Origin of the sequence: Anaeromyxobacter sp. SG66 (assembly GCF_022690805.1) — a bacterium.
In the GTDB taxonomy this organism is placed as follows: domain Bacteria; phylum Myxococcota; class Myxococcia; order Myxococcales; family Anaeromyxobacteraceae; genus Anaeromyxobacter; species Anaeromyxobacter soli.
On the sequence record NZ_JALCZC010000012.1, the window covers coordinates 1 to 18648 of the forward strand.

14 protein-coding genes and 2 tRNA genes are annotated in these 18648 nt (G+C 72.5%); 5 read left to right on the plus strand and 11 right to left on the minus strand.

The window, feature by feature from the left end; all coding sequences use genetic code 11:
- Positions 1–224, plus strand: a 224-nt coding sequence (locus tag MNZ39_RS05795; RefSeq protein ID WP_374202546.1) for a hypothetical protein, incomplete at its 5' end; no start/stop codon positions are given.
- A 129-nt stretch (positions 225–353) separates the two neighbouring features.
- On the opposite strand, the gene MNZ39_RS05800 is transcribed toward MNZ39_RS05795, so the two are convergent.
- The 6 genes from MNZ39_RS05800 to MNZ39_RS05825 form a co-directional block, all read right to left on the minus strand.
- Positions 354–428, minus strand: a tRNA-Glu gene (locus tag MNZ39_RS05800).
- Positions 429–495: 67 nt separating this feature from the next.
- Positions 496–569, minus strand: a tRNA-Gln gene (locus tag MNZ39_RS05805).
- Positions 570–574: 5 nt separating this feature from the next.
- Positions 575–916, minus strand: coding sequence for a hypothetical protein (locus MNZ39_RS05810; RefSeq protein ID WP_242336092.1), 342 nt, complete (start codon positions 914–916; stop codon positions 575–577).
- 74 nt (positions 917–990) lie between these two features.
- Positions 991–1536 (minus strand): hypothetical protein, encoded by a 546-nt coding sequence (locus tag MNZ39_RS05815; protein ID WP_242335903.1) that lies wholly within the window; start codon positions 1534–1536, stop codon positions 991–993.
- A 38-nt stretch (positions 1537–1574) separates the two neighbouring features.
- Positions 1575–2846, minus strand: a complete 1272-nt coding sequence (locus MNZ39_RS05820; RefSeq protein ID WP_242335906.1) for a general secretion pathway protein GspE — start codon at positions 2844–2846, stop codon at positions 1575–1577.
- A 24-nt stretch (positions 2847–2870) separates the two neighbouring features.
- A complete protein-coding gene (locus MNZ39_RS05825; protein ID WP_242335909.1) occupies positions 2871–4316 on the minus strand; it encodes an aspartate ammonia-lyase in 1446 nt (481 codons plus the stop codon).
- Positions 4317–4682: 366 nt separating this feature from the next.
- Here MNZ39_RS05825 and MNZ39_RS05830 point away from each other — a divergent pair, with 366 nt between their 5' ends.
- A complete protein-coding gene (locus MNZ39_RS05830; protein WP_242335912.1) occupies positions 4683–6989 on the plus strand; it encodes an OmcA/MtrC family decaheme c-type cytochrome in 2307 nt (768 codons plus the stop codon).
- 144 nt (positions 6990–7133) lie between these two features.
- Positions 7134–7814 carry a hypothetical protein gene (locus tag MNZ39_RS05835; protein WP_242335915.1) on the plus strand — a complete coding sequence of 227 codons (681 nt, stop codon included), beginning with the start codon at positions 7134–7136 and terminating at the stop codon, positions 7812–7814.
- Between the two features lie 22 nt (positions 7815–7836).
- On the opposite strand, the gene MNZ39_RS05840 is transcribed toward MNZ39_RS05835, so the two are convergent.
- Positions 7837–8511 (minus strand): NUDIX hydrolase, encoded by a 675-nt coding sequence (locus tag MNZ39_RS05840; protein WP_242335918.1) that lies wholly within the window; start codon positions 8509–8511, stop codon positions 7837–7839.
- A gap of 156 nt (positions 8512–8667) precedes the next feature.
- Here MNZ39_RS05840 and MNZ39_RS05845 point away from each other — a divergent pair, with 156 nt between their 5' ends.
- Positions 8668–9144 (plus strand): ferritin-like domain-containing protein, encoded by a 477-nt coding sequence (locus MNZ39_RS05845; RefSeq protein WP_242335920.1) that lies wholly within the window; start codon positions 8668–8670, stop codon positions 9142–9144.
- Between the two features lie 72 nt (positions 9145–9216).
- Positions 9217–9684 (plus strand): ferritin-like domain-containing protein, encoded by a 468-nt coding sequence (locus MNZ39_RS05850; RefSeq protein ID WP_242335923.1) that lies wholly within the window; start codon positions 9217–9219, stop codon positions 9682–9684.
- A 98-nt stretch (positions 9685–9782) separates the two neighbouring features.
- On the opposite strand, the gene acnB is transcribed toward MNZ39_RS05850, so the two are convergent.
- The 4 genes from acnB to MNZ39_RS05870 form a co-directional block, all read right to left on the minus strand.
- Positions 9783–12332: a bifunctional aconitate hydratase 2/2-methylisocitrate dehydratase gene (gene acnB, locus MNZ39_RS05855; protein WP_242335927.1), complete on the minus strand. Its 2550-nt coding sequence runs from the start codon at positions 12330–12332 to the stop codon at positions 9783–9785.
- A gap of 258 nt (positions 12333–12590) precedes the next feature.
- A complete protein-coding gene (locus MNZ39_RS05860; RefSeq protein ID WP_242335930.1) occupies positions 12591–14888 on the minus strand; it encodes a polysaccharide biosynthesis tyrosine autokinase in 2298 nt (765 codons plus the stop codon).
- Positions 14889–14905: 17 nt separating this feature from the next.
- On the minus strand, positions 14906–16942 hold the full coding sequence (locus MNZ39_RS05865) for a nucleoside-diphosphate sugar epimerase/dehydratase (protein ID WP_242335933.1): 2037 nt from the start codon (positions 16940–16942) through the stop codon (positions 14906–14908).
- A 367-nt stretch (positions 16943–17309) separates the two neighbouring features.
- Positions 17310–18629, minus strand: a complete 1320-nt coding sequence (locus MNZ39_RS05870; protein ID WP_242335936.1) for a nucleotide sugar dehydrogenase — start codon at positions 18627–18629, stop codon at positions 17310–17312.
- Positions 18630–18648: the final 19 nt, after the last annotated feature.

Consider the following 18648-nt stretch of genomic DNA (forward strand, 5'->3'; position numbering starts at 1 on the left):
CCACGGGCGGGCGCGGCGGCGACGGCGGCGCCGGGGGCGCCGGCGGTGCGGGAGGCGCCGGCGGCGGGGGCGCGGGCGGGCCGTCGATCGGGATCTTCCAGGACCCGTCGAGCGCGAGCACGCGCCAGAACGTCGACTTCACGATCAGTTCGGGGGGCGCCGGCGGGGCGAGCCCGGGGATCGCGGGGCAGCCCGGCGTCGCGGCCAGCTTCTACCAGCTCTAGAGCGGTCCCGAGAGTCGAGCCCCGCCTCCTCTGCCCGAGGGGGCGGGGCTGCTCTTCTTCTGCGTCGCCGGGCAGGCGCTCAGCACTAAATGAAAAACCCCGCCTCCTGGACAAGGGAGGCGGGGCAAATGGTGACCCGTACGGGACTTGAACCCATGCTCTCGGCGTGAGAGGCCGATGTCCTAACCGCTAGACTAACGGGCCAACAGCGGGCGCTTATGTATCCGCGAGCGGTTCGGCAGTCAACGCTCGCCGTGCTTCTTTTTGATGCTGGCTGGGGGACTAGGATTCGAACCTAGATAGCCAGATCCAGAGTCTGGCGTCCTGCCGTTAGACGATCCCCCAGAAACCTATTTCCCCTTCACGAGCACGAAGACGCGGGTCTCGCCCTTCAGCTCGTAGACGTTCAGCCCTTCCCACTGCCCCGGCTTCGAGTCCGGGTTCTCGATGTGCACGGCCTTCACGGCGGGCTGGTCCGCGATCGGCCGTCTCCTGAACTTCCCCGGCGAGTAGACCGACCGGAAGAACTTCAGCGTGTCGTCGTAGCTCTTCGCGACCCGGTACCGGTTCTCGCCGACCTTCACCGCCTCGTCGGGGAGGACCGCTCCGGCGACTCGCTCCGCGAGCGCGACGCCCGGCAGCGTGAGGAGAACCGCTGCGAGCGCGGCCTTATAGCGAGGCGGAAGGGGCACAGTCAAGCGGCACGTGTACCGGTCCGGGCCGCCCGCGTCAACCGCCGAGATCGGCCCCGGCCAGCGGCCCGCGCTCACCGCCAGACCCCCACCAGCTTGCCCTTGTGGCCGGCCTCCCGCAGCTTCAGCTCGCCCCGCTTGAAGGCCGCGCCGGCGTGGGGGCCGACCCAGAAGCCCTTCGGATCGCTGCGCCGCCAGTTCTTGCGGAACAGGTCGTGGATCTCCTGGAAGAGCGCCTTCAGCGCGAGCGGCTTGCCGAGCTTGGTGTTCGCGTCGTCGGTCACGTCGAGCTCCGCCCAGACCCTCCCGGCGATGAGCTCCCCCTCCGCGTTGGGCAGCGAGCGCTCGTAGTGGAGCACGGGCGAGGGGACCTCCTCGATCGCCAGCATGCCCCTGTCTCGCCCGCGCTTCACCGGGTGGACGATCACGGGCCCGAGCCGCTCCATGGCGAGGTAGTAGGCGGACTGGTCGAGCTTCGCGACGAGGTCCGGCGCGACGCGAGGCGCCGTGTAGCCGGGCGGCACGAGCTCGGGGTAGACCGTGAGGTCGCGTCGCTCGAGGTGGCGGAAGAGCGCCCGCTCGTCGTCGGGGAGCATGAAGTAGTGGAGGGTCGCAGCCATGGGGTTCTGGAGGCCGGCGAGGGGCCGGGGGGCCCGTTCTACCGCACGCGGGCGACGAGCGTCTCGTAGCTCTTCGCGATGCGCGTCGCGAGGATGAGGAGCTCCCCCACGCCGCCCGCGTCGACGAGGCCGCCCCGCCCGTTGTCCGCATAGAAGACGTTCACGACCCGCCCGAGGGCCAGGATGGGGACGAGGAACGCGTTGCCCGGCACGCCGCCGCCGAGCCGCTTGAGGAGCCGGATGTTCGCCTCGGTCTTCGGGAGCGGCCCGAGGAAGTGCGCCCGGGTGCGGACCACGGTGTCGCCGACGCCCGGGGCGCCGAGCCCGAGCCGCAGGCGGCGGACCTGCTCCGCGTCCACCCCCTCGCCCAGCCCCGCCCAGCCTCGCAGCTCGCCTCGATTCACGGTGAGGAGCACGGCCCGCCGGAAGCGGGAGCGCGCGTGGCGCAGCACGATCCGGGCGATGGCGTCGCGCTCCGTGACGCCCTCGAGCGAGCGGAGCGCCTCGTCGAAGCCGAGCGGTGAGGGCTCGGGCTCCGCGCGCCGCGGCGCGGGCGCGACGAAGCGGGCCGGCGGCGCGTGCCCGGGCGCCCCCGCGAGCGACGCCAGCACCTCCGCCGCGAAGGGCGGCGCACCGGCGTCGTCCGGCAGCACGAGGTCGTCGAGCTCGATGATCTCCTCGTCGTCGGCGGGGACGGCCGGGGCAGCGGCGGCCGAGGGCGGCGCGAGCGCGAACGCGCCGGTGCCCGCGTAGAGCGCGTCGAACTCCCCCACTCCGAGCAGATCCTCCGGCGCCTCGGCGACGGGCGCCGCGGCGCCCTCGAGCGGCACCTCGGCCGTGAGCCGGCGCCGGAGCGACCCGAACTCCACCTCGATGCCGCGGAGCTGTCGCTCGATGCCGTAGCCTTGCTTGAGGAGCGCCCAGATCCGCGCCTCGGGGGCGACGATCGGGTGGACCTGCTTGCCCGTCGCGAAGGCGACCTCGTCGAGCATCGCGAGATCGGAGGGATCGCAGGCGAGGATCGCGAGGCGGCGGTCGGCGACGAGGTACGGGACGACGTCGTGCCGGTCGGCGACGTCGGCGCGCAGGAGCGCCAGCGCCTTGGGATCGAGCGGGAGCTCGCCCGAGAGCGCCGGCAGCCGGTGACGCCTGCCGAGGGCGGCCGCGAGCGCCTCCTCCGTCACCGCGCCCATCTCCAGCAGGTTCGTGCCGAGCCGCCCGCCGAAGATGACCTGGTTCTCGAGCGCGCCCCGGATCGCCTCGGGATCGCACGCGCCGTCCTGCAAGAGGATCTCGCCGAGCCGGGGCACGGCGCGATGATACCCCGGATCGGGTCAGGCCCTCCCCGGCCGCGTGAGCTTGGCCGCGTCGAGGATCCGGCGCACCTGCCGCGCGGGGAGGCCTCCGCGCTCCACCGCGACCTCGACGATCGACCGCCCGGTCCGCACCGACTCCTTCACGATCTCCGCGGAGGCGGCGTAGCCGAGCCGCGGCGCGAGGGCCGTCGCGAGGCTCACGGTCCGCTCGGCGTAGTGCCGGCAGCGGGCCTCGTCCGCCTCGAGGCCCCGCGCGCAGCGCTCGTCGAAGGCGCGCACCGCGTTCGCCAGGATCTGGAGCGCGTGGCAGAGATCGGCGGCCACGAGCGGCATCATGACGTTCAGCTCGAGCTGGCCCCCGCTCGCGGCCCAGGCGATGCCGGCGTCCATGGCGACGACCTGGTACGAGACCATCGCCAGCATCTCCGCCATCGAGGGGTTCACCTTGCCCGGCATGATCGACGAGCCCGGCTGGACCGGCGGGAGCCGCAGCTCGGCGAGGCCGGTGTTCGGGCCGCTGCCGAGGAGCCGGACGTCTCCGCCGATGCGGAGGAGCTCGAGCGCGGCCGCGCGGAGGGCGCCGGAGAGCGCCACGGCAGGGGCGAGGGACTGCATGGCGTAGAAGAGGTTCGGCGCGGGGGTGAGCGGGATCCCGGTCAGCCGCTCGAGCTCGCCGACCACGAGCCGCCCGTAGCGCGGATGTGCGTTCAGCCCCGTGCCCACGGCCGTACCGCCGAGGCCGATGACGGACAGCTCCGGCAGCGCGTCGCGGACCCGTCCGCCCGCGGCGCGGAGCGCGGCCGCCCACCCGGAGACCTCCTGGCCGAGCCGGATGGGTGTCGCGTCCATGAGGTGCGTCCTGCCCGACTTCACGACGCCGTCCCACGCCCGCGCCTTCTCCTCGAAGGTGCCGGCCAGGCCGGCGAGCGCCTCGATCACGGCGGGGGCGAGCTCGAGCGCGGCGAGCCGGATCGCGGTCGGCACGACGTCGTTCGTCGACTGCGCCATGTTCACGTCGTCGTTGGGGGAGACGAGCGGCGCGCCGCGGCGCCCGCCGAGGAGCTCGGTGGCGCGGTTCGCCAGCACCTCGTTCACGTTCATGTTGTGGGAGGTCCCCGCCCCGGCCTGGTACACGTCCACCACGAACTGGTCGCGGTGCCGGCCCGCGAGGACCTCGCGCGCGGCGGCCTCGATGGCCCGGGCCTTCGCCCGCGGGAGGAGGCCGAGCCTCGCGTTGACGCGAGCGGCGGCGAGCTTGACGCGCACCGTCGCGTCCACGAAGGCGGGGTGGGCGTGGAGCCCGGAGATGGGGAAGTTCTCCACGGCGCGCGCCGTCTGCGCGCCGTAGAGCGCGCCGGCGGGGACCGGCACCTCGCCCAGGGTGTCCTTCTCGATGCGCGTGCGCGGGCTCGCCCGCGGCGCGGGGCGCGCCGCGGGGCGGCGCGAGGATCGGGTCGTCGGCATGAAACGGATATTCACGGTTCGTCGCGTCCCGCGCAATCGCGCACGCGCGCCGCGAAGGGGCTCGGCGCTCGGTGGGCCGGGAGCCGGGCAGGCGCCGGCAGCGGGGTTGCGTGCGCACGTTCTGCGCCTACATTCACCTCGCGTGGTGGGCGCGCGACAACGCGCCCCGTTCGCCCGCCCGAAGCGCGGCCCGGCGATTAGCTCCGCATGCGTCTCGCCCCGCCGCGGGGTCTGCCTTCTCTCCCCAAGGTGGTGCAACGTGGCGTGAACGCGGGGCAACTTTCGCCTGCGGGGCACGTCGCGCATCCGGCGCTCCAGCGCTTCTCTCCGCGTCACGTGACCCACGGTGCACGTAAGGAGGACTCGATGACGTGGCGTGTGCGAGGCGCGGCGTGGAGCATCGCCGCTGCGGTGGTGATCGCGGCGATGGCGTGCGGCGACAACAACAACAAGGGCGGAGGTGGAGGCGGCGGCGGCGGCGGCACGGGCGACACGTCCTCGAACCAGAACGGCGCGCTCAAGGTCGAGATCCAGAACGTCGAGGTGCCCGAGAGCGGCGCGCCGGTGCTCACGTTCCGCGTGACCTCCGACGGGACCGCGGTGACCGACCTCGCACAGGAGGTGAAGAACGGCGTCGTCCCCTCCGGCTCGCCCCCGTCCACGACGTTTCCGTGGGTGAGCCCGATCCGCGTCGTGCTCTCGAAGTACGACCCCACGACGTCCGAGTTCACCTCCTATTACACCGTGAACGCGACCGGTCAGCCGTTCACGCCACCGGGCGGCACCGCGCAGCAGCCGAAGCAGGCGACCGCGACGCAGGCCACCTTCGACGCGGGACCCACGGACGCCACGCTCGATCAGCGCCTCACGCACCAGGGCGACGGCGTGTACAAGTACACGCTCGCGGCCATCCCCGCCGGCGCGCAGGTGGACCGGACGAAGACGCACACGGCAGGGATCTGGCTCACCCGGCACACGGCCGCTGGTGAGCCGGGCACGTCGTCGGCGACCTCGACCCGGAACTTCATCCCGGCGGGCGGGACCCCGAAGCGTCTGCAGATCGTGAGCAACGACGCGTGCAACGCGTGCCACGCTCCCGCGATCGCCGCGCACGACGAGCGGCTCGGCGCGACCGTCTGCCAGACCTGCCACTCCCCGCAGTCCACCGATCCCGAGTCGGGCAACAGCGTCGACTTCAAGGTGATGGTCCACAAGATCCACATGGGCGGCGACCTGCCCTCGGCGCAGGGCGCGACGGGCCAGCCGTACACGATCGTGGGCTTCCGCCAGAACGTGTTCGAGTTCGACAAGTCGTGGATGCACGACGTGCGCGACTGCACCGTGTGCCACAAGGGCACGGACGCCGACCGCTACAAGACCAACGCCAACCAGGCGGCGTGCACCTCCTGCCACGACACCGTCAAGTTCGACGGGTCGGGCGCCGCCGCGTGCGCGCTCGGGACCACCGAGACGGCGCCGTGCAACCACGCGCAGGTCGGGGCGACCGCGTGCACGACGTGCCACACGGCGGACGCGGCCGGCATCGGCGTCGCGACCGTGCACGTGCCGCTCGCCAAGAAGGCCGAGGCGTACAAGTACGAGATCGTCAACGTGACCACCGGCGCGGACCGTAAGCCGGTCGTGCAGGTGCGGGTCACGAAGAACGGGACGCCGGTCGACCTCGCAGCGGACCCCGCCTACAAGCAGACGCTGAGTCGGCTCAACGTGAAGATCGGCTGGCACCAGCCGGGCGCCGCGGACTACACGAACGTGGGCAGCGGCGCGACGTCGCCGGGGCAGCCGGTGGACATCCCGGTGGTCGGCGCGACCGGCCTGACGCCCGCGGCCACGCCCGTCTCCGGCCAGACGAACGTGTACCAGGTGACCTCGCCCACGGCGATCACCGACGGCGTCACCACCTACTCCGTCTTCATCGACGGCCGTCCCATCGAGAACGGGGAGGAGCTCCCGGTCAAGAACGTCATCCAGGACTACGCGATCGGCGGCGGTCAGGCGGCGGCGCGGCGCCAGGTGGTGGACATCGCGAAGTGCGACTCGTGCCACGGCCAGCTCTCGGCGCACGGCGCGAACCGGAACGACGTCATCCAGGTCTGCGCGGTCTGTCACAACCCGCGCGCGACCGACAAGGGCCGGCGCACGGCGACGGCGACGAACCCTGCGTGCGCCGCCACCACGACCGAGCAGTCCATCGACTTCAAGCGCATGATCCACGAGATCCACGGCGGGTCCATCCGCGGGAACGACCTGACGATCTGCGGGTTCGGTAGCAACCCGATCACCTTCGAGGCGGGTGCGGAGGTGCCGCAGCTCGACACGGTGCAGAACTGCACCCTCTGTCACACGGGCGAGACGTATCAGGTCCCGCCGGCGGGGAGCACGGTGCCGCTCGACACCACCTATGTCGCGAACGTCGTGGCGGACCAGACCGACGACACGACCACCCCGGCCGTCATCGCGGTGTGCACCGCCTGCCACGACAACGCGAAGTTCACGGCCACGGCGGGGCTGTCCTCGTGCAGCTCGCTCGCGACCGTGAACAGCGAGCCGTGCGCGCACACGGGCGGCGAGGCGACCGTCGGAACGACCTGCGTCGCCTGCCACGGCAAGGGGGCGCCGTTCGACATCGTGAAGTTCCACGACATCAAACCGTAGCGCGAAGGACCCCCGAGCCGCGGGGGCGGCGAGGGCCCGGCCGGACATCCGGCCGGGCTCTCGTGTTTTTTCGGCACGAGCTGCCCGACCGGGGATGGCGTTCGGTAGGCGCCGTCACGAGCGTTTGGGGCCGCGGAGGGGCACATGCGCACGGGACGGAGCGGGTCGTGGATGGCGGCGCTGGCGGCGCTCGCGGTGGGCGCGGCGTGTGGCGACGCCCGCGAGGTGTCCGACGGCGGCGGCTCCAACGCGGGGGACCTGACCCCGTCGCCAGGGGCGCAGGCGTCCTTCGAGCAGCAGATCCACCCGCTCTTGCAGGGGAAGTGCGGGGCGTGCCACGGCAGCGCCTGGGGCTCCAGCGACGTGAACGCGTCGTACCAGGCGGCCCTCGGCGAGGTGAACACCGCGAGTCCGGCCCAGAGCCCGCTCTACGTGCGTCCGACGGGCGGGAGCGGCCACGCGAAGGTGCTCTCCGACGCGGAGGCGCAGCTCGTCCTGAAGTGGATCCAGCAAGGGGCGAACGGACCGACCACACCGACCACGCCGACGACGCCGACGACGCCTACCACGCCGACCGTCTCGTTCTCGACGCAGGTCCACCCGTTCCTCGTCGCGAGCTGCGGCGGCTGCCACGGGAGCGCGTGGGGCTCGAACGACACCGCGATCTCGTACGCGGCGGCGCTGCAGAAGGTGGACACGGCGAATCCCACGCAGAGCGCGCTCTACGTGCGCGGGACCGGCGGAAGCGGCCACGCCAAACGGCTCTCGGACGCGGACGCCCAGACGCTGCTCACGTGGATCCAGGAGGGGGCGAAGAACGACTGAGCTCCGGAGACGGCGGCGCGGCTCAGGCGCCCAGGCGCGCCGCGAGCCGCCGCAGCGCGAGCTCGGTCTTCCCGTCCTCGATCTCCCCGGCCTCGCACGCCGCGATCGCCGCGTGGAGCTCGCGCCAGGCGAGCAGCGCTCCCTCCTCGAGCGGCGAGCCGTCTCCCTCGTGCGGCGCGTCGTGGATCCCGTCCACGTCGGGCCGCGGCACCTCGCCGGCGAGGAGGTGGATCTTCTCGGACACGATCCCGGGCAGCGGGAAGAACGGACCGCCGAGCAGCTCGAGGCGCTCCGGGACGATCTCGACGCCGGCCTCCTCGCGCGCCTCCTCCGCGCCGCGGCGGCGCAGCGCCTCGAGTCCTCGCTCTCCAGGCTCGAGCACCCCCGCCACGATCTCCTCCACGAGCAGGTACTCGGGCTCGGGGAGCGCGGCCGGCTTGCCGCGACGGAAGTACGCGGCGGGCCGCAGCCCGCGGCGCGTGAGGATCTCGATCCCGCGCGGCGTCCGTGCCCAGAGCACGACGGCCACCGCGTCCAGCGTCGGCCGGTCGATGACGTCGATCGGGTAGACGGGCGAGGTCGTCCCGTCGGCGCGGCGGTTTTGGGCCCGGTAGCGCTTCAGGCGGAGGAAGCCCTCGTCGCAGCGGGCGCGCCCGGTGTAGTCCTCGACGATCTCGATGGCGGCGATCTTCGGCATGCGGGAAAGCCTGCACGCGCTCCGCCCACGCGCAAGCGCAGACCTCGCCGGGGCACCCGCCCTGCTCTTCGCGATCGTCCGAGCGTCCCTCCGTCTCCCCGCCGGGGGGTAGTGGACTGGATCCATCGATGACAACCTTTTCCGCAGGAGGAACCGATGAAGCAGTCGGAGGTGAGCAGGGAGCTTGCGCGGCTGCTGGCGCTCGAGATCGACGCACTCCACGCTTACGACGCGGCCATCGCCTGGGTGGGCGGGCCGAGCAGCGCGATCGGCGGGGAGCTCGCGCTGTTCAAGGTGGAGCACCAGCGGCACGCGCTCGCGCTGCACGAGGCGCTCCTCGGGATGGGTGCCCGCCCCCCGGAGGTCGAGCCCGACGTGAAGGGGGTCGTCATCGGCGCGCTCACCCCGCCGCGGCGGCGCCTGAACCCGCAGGAGGTGCTCGAGGCGATGCGCAACAACGAGCAGCTCACGACTGCGGTGCACCGCAAGGTGCTCGCCGTGCCGTTGCCCGAGGACGTCCGCGCGCTCGTGGAAGGGGCGTACGCGGACGAGGAGCGCCACCTCGCCTGGATCGAGGAGGCGCTCGCCCGCGCGCTCTGGTTCCAGACGTCCCCCGTCGCCGCCCTGCCGTAGCCGGGGGCGCCCGTCCGAGGCGCGATGCGCCCGCCGCGACGCGTCACCAGCTTCTCGACGGGAGGACCGCAGATGAACGTGCACGAGATCGCCGAGGAGCTGACGAACCTCTTGCAGCTCGACGCCGACGCCGTCGTCGCCTACGACCGCGCCATCGAGGCGATCGGCGACGGCTGGATCGCGACCGAGCTGGCGCGCTTCAGGCTCGACCACCAGCGCCACATCCTCGAGCTCTCGAAGGCGCTGCTCGACATGAACGTGCGCCCGCCCGGGGCGAAGCCCGACATGAAGGGGGCCCTCCTCGGCAGCGTCACCGGCCTGCGGGCCCGGCTCGGGATGGAGCAGGCGCTCCGCGCGATGAAGCCGAACGAGGAGCTCACCACCTCCACCTACGCCCGCGCCGTCGCCAAGCCGTTCCCGGACGAGATCCTCGAGCTCGTGCGCAGGGGCTACGCCGACGAGCAGCGGCACCTCGCCTGGATCGAGCGCGCCATCGACCAGAGGACCTGGGAGCAGCACCAGCCCGGCGCGGCGACCTGACCCTCGACGCGCAGGTGCGCGTCGCAGAAACGAGAACGGCGCGCCGTCCTGGACGGCGCGCCGCTCAAGATCGCAGGCCCGGTATCGTGTGCCGCAGGCTACGCGACGACGCGGAGCCCCTGATACCCCTCGAGCTCGTCGAACTGCAGGTACCGGTACACCTGGCCCGCCTTCGGGGCGATCTTCTCCTGGTACGCCGCGAAGTACTCCGCCGGCGTGGGCAGGCGCCCGAGGGTCGCCGCGACGGCGCCGAGCTCCGCGGAGCCGAGGAACACCTTGGCGCCGTTGCCCATGCGGTCGTCGAAGTTGCGGGTCGAGGTCGAGAAGACCGTCGCCGCGTCCGGCACGCGCGCCTGGTTGCCCATGCAGAGCGAGCAGCCGGCGATCTCGATCCGGGCGCCGACGGCGCTGTAGGTCGAGTAGTACGCCTCGTCCTTCAGCTGCTGCTGGTCCATGCGCGTGGGGGGGCAGATCCAGGTGCGCACCGCGGGGTTGAACTTCTGGCCCTTCCAGAGCTCGCCGGCCGCGCGGAAGTGGCCGATGTTCGTCATGCACGAGCCGAGGAACACGTCGTCGATCTTGGTGTTCGCGACGTCGCTGAGCTTCTTCACGTCGTCCGGGTCGTTCGGGCAGGCGAGGATCGGCTCGGTGATCTGGGCGAGGTCGATCTCGATCACCGCGGCGTACTCGGCGCTCGCGTCGGCGGAGAGGAGCTCCGGCTTCGCGAGCCACGCCTCGGCGGCCGCGATGCGGCCGGCGAGCGTCTTCGCGTCGCCGTAGCCGTCGGCGATCATCTTCTTCATGAGCGCCACGTTCGAGCGCAGGTACTGGGCGACGCTCTTCTCGGAGAGCTTCACCGCCGCCGCCGCCGCGCTCCGCTCCGCCGCGGCGTCGGTCAGCTCGAACGCCTGCTCCACGGTGAGGTCCGGCAGCCCCTCCATCTCGAGGATCCGGCCGTTGAAGACGTTCTTCTTGTTCTTCTTCGGGACGGTGAGGAGGCCCTGCTGGATCGCCCAGAACGGGATGGCGTTCACGACGTCACGCAGCGTGATGCCGGGCTGGAGCTTGCCCTTGAAGCGGACGAGCACCGACTCCGGCATGTCGAGCGGCATGAACCCGAGCGCGCCCGCGAAGGCGACGAGGCCGGAGCCCGCCGGGAACGAGATGCCGAGGGGGAAGCGCGTGTGCGAGTCACCGCCCGTCCCGACGGTGTCGGGCAGGAGCAGGCGGTTCAGCCACGAGTGGATGACCCCGTCGCCCGGGCGGAGCGGCACGCCGCCGCGCTCCTGCACGAACTGCGGGAGCGTGCGGTGCATCTTCACGTCGGCCGCCTTCGGGTAGGCCGCCGTGTGGCAGAACGACTGCATGAACATCGGCGCCTGGAACTTGAGGCAGGCGAGCTCCTTCAGCTCGTCCGCCGTCATCGGGCCGGTCGTGTCCTGCGACCCGACCGTCGTCATCCGCGGCTCGTAGTAGCCGCCGGGCAGCGCGCCCGGGAGCCCGCACGCCTTGCCGACCATCTTCTGCGCGAGGGAGTAGCCCTGGCCCGGCTTCGGCGTGGGGTTCGTGACCTTCGCGAAGAGGTCGGTCGGCGGGAGGCCCGCGGCCTTGCGCGCCTTCTCGGTGACGGCGCGGCCGATGGTGAGCGGGATGCGGCCGCCGGCGCGGTACTCGTCGGCGAGCGTGTTCGGGGAGAGCTTGAAGGTCGAGAGGACCTCGCCCGCCTCGCTGCGGAGCTCGCCCTTCACGGTGTCGACGATGACGACGTCGCCCGTCTTCAGCTTCGTCACGTCGGCGCGGATCGGGAGGGCGCCGGAGTCCTGCGCCGTGGCGAAGAAGATCGGGGCGATGACGCCGCCGATGATGACGCCGCCGCGCTTCTTGTTCGGGACGAACGGGATGTCCTCGCCGATGGCCCACTGCACGCTGTTGCAGGCGGACTTGCGGGAGGAGCCGGTGCCGACCACGTCGCCCACGAAGGCGACCTGGAAGCCCTGCGCGCGGAACTCCGCGATGGTCTGGAGGCCGCCCTTGAAGCGGGTCTTGCCCATCGCGAGCGCGTGGAGCGGGATGTCGGGCCGCGTGGACGCGTCGCCCGCGGGAGAGAAGTCGTCGGTGTTGATCTCGCCGTCGACCTTGAAGACCTTCACCTTCACCTGGGCCGGGACGCCCGGGCGGCTCGTGAACCACTCCGCCTTGGCCCACGCGTCGAGCACCTTCTTCGCGGCGGCGTTCGTCTTCGCGAGCGCGACGATCTCGTCGAACGCGTCGTAGACGTAGGTCGTGTGGGAGAGCGCCTTCGCGGCCTCGTCGGCCAGCGCCGGGTCGGCGAGCGCCGCGACGAGCGGCGGCACGTTGTAGCCGCCCATCATCGTGCCGAGGAGCTGCACCGCCTCCTTCTTGGAGATGAGCGGCGAGCTCTTCGCGCCCTTCGCCACGTCGGCGAGGAAGCCGGCCTTCACCTCCGCGGCCGGGTCGACGCCCGGGGAGACGCGGTCGCGCAGGAGCCCGAGGAGGAAGGCCTCCTGGCCCTTGGGGGGGCTCTCGAGCAGCTTCACGAGCTCGCGCGTCTGCGCGGGGTCGAGGGGCTTGGGCGGGATGCCCTGCGCCTTCCGCTCCGCCTCGTGCTTCAGGTACGCCTCGATCACGGTCGCTCCTCCTCCCGACGGAACGTGGCGCCCGCCAAAGGGCGAGAAAGCCGGCGGCGAGCGCAGGTCGGGAAAGCTCGGGCCGTATAGCACGTCGGGTCGGCCGGCGTCACCGGCGACCCTGCCGAAAACCTCGCGAGAACGGGTGTTTGCGGGACCCCACCGGTCCACTTTCGAGCGGATCCGCGCGCGTGGACCCGGCCGGCGCGGCCGCGCCCTGGCGAGCTGCGGCGGGAGGGACGGGACCCCGAGGCCGGGTCAGGCCTTGCCCGGCGTCGTCTCCGACCGGTACTCGTACCGGCGGTACCGGCCCGAGCGGCCGTAGCGGCCGCGGTTCGTGTCGACCTGGTTGAGGATTGCGCCCTGGACCCGCACGCCCCCCTGGCCGAGCTGCTTCACCGCGAGCGTGATCTCGTGCACCGAGTGCGCCCCCGCCCGGAGGACGAGCAGGTTGACCCCGGCGTGGCGCGCCACGAGCGTGGGGTCGGTGACGGCGAGCACGGGCGGCGTGTCCACCAGCACGAGGTCGTAGCGCTTCGAGAGCTCGGCCAGCAGGTACTGGAAGCGGTGGCTCGCCAGGAGCTCGGCGGGGTTCGGCGGGATACGCCCCGTCGAGAGGACGTCGAGCCGCTCGACGGACGTGCGCCGGAGCGCCTGCTCGAGGGTGACCGCGCCGCTCACCACGTCGGAGAGCCCGGGGGCCCGCTCCAGCGAGAAGTAGCGATGGAGCCGGCCGCGGCGAAGGTCCCCGTCGACGAGCACGACGCGCCGGCCGGCCGCAGCGAGGAGGTGCGCGAGGTTGACGGACACGAAGGACTTGCCGACCGCGGGCGCCGGCGCGCCGAGGGCGATGATGTTGTTCCGGGCCTCCACGAGCGCGAACTGGAGCGCCGTGCGCAGGCTGCGCAGCCCCTCGACGGCGAGGTCGTCGGGGGCGGCCTGGGCGAGGGCCGCGCGGAACGAGCCGGGGATCTGCCGCGCCTCCCGATCGAGCTGCAGCTCCACCTCGGAGTGAGGGACCATCACGAACACGGGCAGGCCCGTGCGCGCCTCGATCTCGTCCGGGTCGTCGGAGCCCTCCGTGAACGCGTTGCGCGCGAGCGCGACTCCGACGCCGAGGCCCAGCCCGACGAGCAGCGCGACCACGAGCACGAGCGGCTTGTTCGGCCGGGCCGGGTCCTTCGCCGTCTCGGCGGGATCGAGGACCGTGACGTTCCCGATCACGCCCGAGCGGGCCACCTTCAGCTCCTGCGCCTTGTTGAGCACGAGGACGTAGAGCTCCGACGCGACCTTGACGTCGCGCGCGAGGCGCGCCGCGTCGAGCTCCAGCTCCGGCAGCGCGCGCATCTCCTCGTCGAGGGAGACGTGCTCCTTCTGCATGCGCGCGATCTTCTGCTGGACCGCGATGACCGCGGGGTGACTATCGGTGAAGCGCTGGCGCAGGTCCATGAGCTGCAGCTGCAGCTCCTGCAGCGCCGTCTCGATGCGCACCGCGCGGCCGAGCACCGCCTCGGTCGCGGCGGAGATGTCCATCGAGCGCTTCTGCTGCTGGTAGGCGTTGAGGGCCGCCTCGGCCTGGTCGACGTTCCCCTTGAGCTGGGGAAGCTGCGACTCCAGGAAGGCGAGCATCTGGCCGTTCTCCGCGTTCTTCCGCTCCACGTTGCGGCGCAGGTACGCCGCCCCGATGGCGTTGAGCGTCGCGGCGACCTGCTGCGGGTCCCGCCCCTCGAGCTCGGCCACGAGGACGTTCGTCTTCTTCGCCGTCTCCCGCACGGTGAGCGCGTCGCGCAGCTCGGTGATCACGTCCGGCCGGTCCCGCTTCAGGAGGACGAACTCCGTGCCGGGCCGGGCCACGAGCTCGCGGATCACGACCTCGACGGCGGAGCCCCCCTCCCCTCCCGACGCCCGGGCGCCCACCGCCCCCTCGACGAGCGCCGACCCCTCGGCCGCGAGCCGGTAGCGCCCGCCCTCGAGCGCGGTGAGCACGAGGGGGACGTCCACGAGATCCTCCCCGACCGCGAGCTCCTGCACTCGGACGCGCTCGCCGCCCCAGCCGTAATGCGCGAGCCCGAGCCGCGGCGCCGCCGGAGCGCCGCCGCGCCAGTGGCGCGCGAGCGTGGCGCCCACCAGGGGCGCGCGGCGCGGCTCCGCCTGCACGTCGAGCCCGAGCTCGTCCACGACCGCGCCGATGAGGGTCCGCGAGCGGATGATCTCGATCTCCGTCTCGGCCGGCGACGCGGCGTCGCCGATGAACCCCGAGAGGTCCTCGAGGCCCGTCAACGTCTGCTTGCGATCCTCCATCTGGAGCACGAGCGCGGCCTGGTACACCGGGGTCGCGAGGATGAGGTAGGCGACGGCCAGCGCGACCACGGCGAGCGCGACGCCCACGACGCCGCGGTGGCGCTCCCGCAGGACGCGGAACACGTCCGTCAACGGCACTTCCTCGCGCGCCCGCGGCAGCGGCGGCGGCAGCTGCTGCTGCACCACGTCGCCGATCGTCCCCGCTCCGAAGTTCACCTCGACGACCGCGTCGTCGTTCGCCCGATCGTGTGGCATCTCTGGTTCCTTGCGCATCACAGCGGCGATGCGACCCCGGAGTCCCTGCCGTCCAGGCCGCCCACGCGGCCGCGTGGACCGCCGCGCTCGGTCGTCGCGCGCGAGCTCGTGCCGTCGCGGCCGTTCCGCGCCGGGCCGCGGTAGGTGGGGACGATCGTGCGCAGCGCGGCGAGGATGCCGGCGGCGTCCCCTCGGTCGGCGAGCCGTTGCAGCTCGTCCATCCGCTCGTGGAGGTCCGGCGGCGGCGCCGGGCTGTGCGTCACCCGGATGCGGTTCCTCACCACGAGCGAGCGCTCCTCCTGCTCGGTGAGGACCTCCTCGCACAGCTTCTCGCCCGGGCGGAGGCCGGTGTAGACGATGTCGACGTCCTCGCCCGGCACGTGGCCCGACAGCGTGATCATGCTGCCCGCGAGGTCGGCGATCCGGATCGGCTCGCCCATGTCGAGCACGCAGAGGTCTCCGTGGCCGCCGAGCCCGGCGAGCAGCACGAGGCCGCACGCCTCCGGGATGGTCATGAAGTAGCGCGTGCAGTCCGGGTGCGTCACCGTCACCGGACCGCCGCGGGCGATCTGGCGCTTGAAGATGGGGACGACGCTGCCCGCCGACCCGAGCACGTTCCCGAACCGGACGGCGGTGACGCGCACGCGGGAGCGCCGGGCCAGGTCGCGCACCACGAGCTCGGCCACCCGCTTGGTCGCGCCCATCACCGAGGTCGGGTTCACCGCCTTGTCCGTCGAGATGAGGACGAAGCGCTCGGCGCCGCACGCGTCCGCCATCCGCACCGCGTTGAGCGTGCCGAACACGTTGTTCTTCACCGCCTCCGCGGGCGCGTCCTCCATGAGGGGCACGTGCTTGTGCGCCGCCGCGTGGAAGACGTCCTGCGGCCGGTAGCGCAGGCCGAGCCGGCGGAGCGGCTCCGCCTCGCGCACGTCGGCCACTTCGGCGTGGAGGTCGAGGCCCGGGAAGTCCTCGGCGAGCGCGAGCCGGCGGAGATAGAGCTCGTTCTCGTTCATGTCGACCATCACGAGCTGGTCGACGCCGTTCCGCGCGAGCTGGCGGCACAGCTCGCCGCCGATGCTCCCGCCGGCGCCGGTGACGAGGGCTCGCCGGCCCTCCACGAGCCGCCGGACCTCCGACTCGTCGAACGCGACCGCGGCGCGTGGGAGGAGGTCCTCGGGCGAGATGTCGTCGAGCCTCGCCCCGGAGAGGCGCCCCTCGAGGTCGGCCCACGACGCGGGGACGATCTTGAACCGGACGCGCGAGGTGGCGCAGAGCGCGATGATCTCGCGTACGCGCGCCGCGGGGGTTCGCGGATCCGCGAGGAGCACCGACGCGACCCGATGCTGCCGGATGATCTTCGGGAGGTGCTGGATCCCGCCCAGGATCGGGATCCCGGCGATCCGGCAGCGCGCCATGTGCCCGTCCTCCTCGACGAACCCGACGAGCTGGTAGCCCGGGTTCGGGGAGCGGAGCAGGTCGCGTGCGAGCAGCTCGGTGGCGTGACCGGCGCCGACGATGACCGCGCGCGGCGCGCCGGCGAGCGACTGGGACCAGATCCCCGCCCACCGGAACGCCGCCCGGGGCAGGAAGCGCGTGGCGCCGAAGGCGCTCGCGGAGAGGAAGAGCTCGAGCGCGAAGACGGTCCGCGGCAGCGGGAGCTCCAGGAGCTTCGTCGCGGCGACGAACAGCACGGAGCCGGCGACGCAGGCCGCGGCGATCCGGAGCGCCTCGGCGAGGCCCGCGAGCCGGAAGGACCAGCGGTGCAGCCGGGCGAAGCCGTTGCACGAGACGCGGATCGCCATCAGCGCGGCCGTCGCGACCGGCAGCATCTGCTCGTACCGCAGTGGGATCTCGCCGTCGAAGCGGAGCCAGATCGCGGTCCGGAGCGCGACCATCGCCGCGATGCCGTCCACGGCGAACATGACCGCGTAGCGCGCCCCCGCGGACGCTCGCGCGCCCGCCTCGGCCACGCGCATCGCTCCCGCCACGACGGCGCGCAGCCTGCGCAGGGAAGCCTCCCCGCCGTCCAGCTGGACGGATCCCCCTTGGCCCATCCTTCCTCCCTCCCAACCCGTACCCGTCCTTCGATGGTGCACGCTTGCAGGTATGCGCGTTGTGCTCACACGTCGAGTCCTTTGGCCCTCGGGCATGAGAGTTCGCCCGGCCGGCGCAATCTGAATGGGGCCGACCTCGTCCGGTGCTCTCGCGACGGCGGCGGTGAAGCGTTCGTTTCCCGCGCGATGGCGCGCGCGGTGAGTGAACGCAAGCCCACGCGGGCGCGTCCCACGAACCACATGCACGCTCGGTGGATGCCCGCCTGCTCGGATCCCCGGGAAGGCTCGCGATCGAGGAGCGCGCACGCGGCCCGCCCGTGGAGGCGAGGGCGTCCGGGCCCATCCGGCGGCGCGTGGACGTCGGTCCTCACGCGCGTACGATGCGCGGGCCCTCGCGCCCCGTGAACAGCGGCGCGACGGCGTTCCGGGTGTCCACGACGAGGCGCACCCCCTCGTAGAGCGCGGGGTCCTTGAACACGTCGTGCGCGGTCGAGACCACGACCGCGTCGTGGCTCGCGAACGTCGCCGCGTCGCACCGGACCGAGCGGAGCCCGAGATCGTGCTTCCGCACCTTGCGCGCCGTGGGGAAGTGCGGATCGCAGTACGCCACGCGCGCGCCGCGCTCCTGGAGCAGCTCCAGGATCTCGTACGAGGGGGACTCGCGATCGTCGTCGATGTTCGCCTTGTAGGCGAGCCCGAGGACGAGCACGGCGGAGCCCCGGAGCGCCTTCCCGTCCTCGTTCAGGGCCTCCGCGATCCGCTCCACCACGTACCGCGGCATGCGCGAGTTGATCTCCCCGGCGAGCTCGATGAACCGCGCCCACTCACCGTGCTCGGCCGCCTTCCACGCGAGGTAGAACGGATCGAGGGGGATGCAGTGGCCGCCCAGCCCCGGGCCCGGGTGGAAGGGCATGTAGCCGAAGGGCTTGGTGGACGCGGCCCGGATCACCTCCCACACGTCGATGCCCATGTGCTCGAAGATGACCTTCAGCTCGTTCACGAGCGCGATGTTCACCGACCGGAAGACGTTCTCCAGGAGCTTCGTGGACTCCGCCACGCGCGCGCCCCGCACCGGGACCACCCGATCCAGCGCCCCCGCGTACAGCGCCGCCGCGATCTCCGTGGACGCGGGGTTCACGCCGCCGACGACCTTCGGGATGGTCTTCGTGGTGAAGTCGCTCCGGCCCGGGTCCTCCCGCTCGGGCGAGAAGGCGAGCAGGAAGTCCTCGGGGGTGCGGAGGCCGCTCTCCTCCAGGATCGGACGCACCTCCTCGTCGGTGGTGCCTGGGTAGGTGGTCGACTCGAGCACGACGAGCTGTCCCCGCCGGAGCCTGGGCGCGATCTGCCGGGCCGTCGCGTGGATGAACGAGTTGTCCGGCTCGCGGTGGCGGCCGAGCGGGGTGGGCACGCAGATGAGGATGGCGTCGCAGTCGGCGAGCCGGCCGAAGTCGGTCGTGGGGGTGAACCCGCCGCTCGCCACGGCCGCGCGGACGCGCTCCGGGCCGATGTGGCGGATGTAGCACTCGCCGCGGGAGAGCGCCTCGACCTTGGCCGAGTCGACGTCGAGCCCGATCACCGGGAAGCCCGCCTCGCGGAAGACGAGCGCGAGCGGCAGCCCGACGTACCCCTGGCCGATCACGCCCACGACCGCGGTGCGCGATCGGATCCGTTCCCGGAGCTGTTGCATGGAAGCCTCCTCTAGGCCG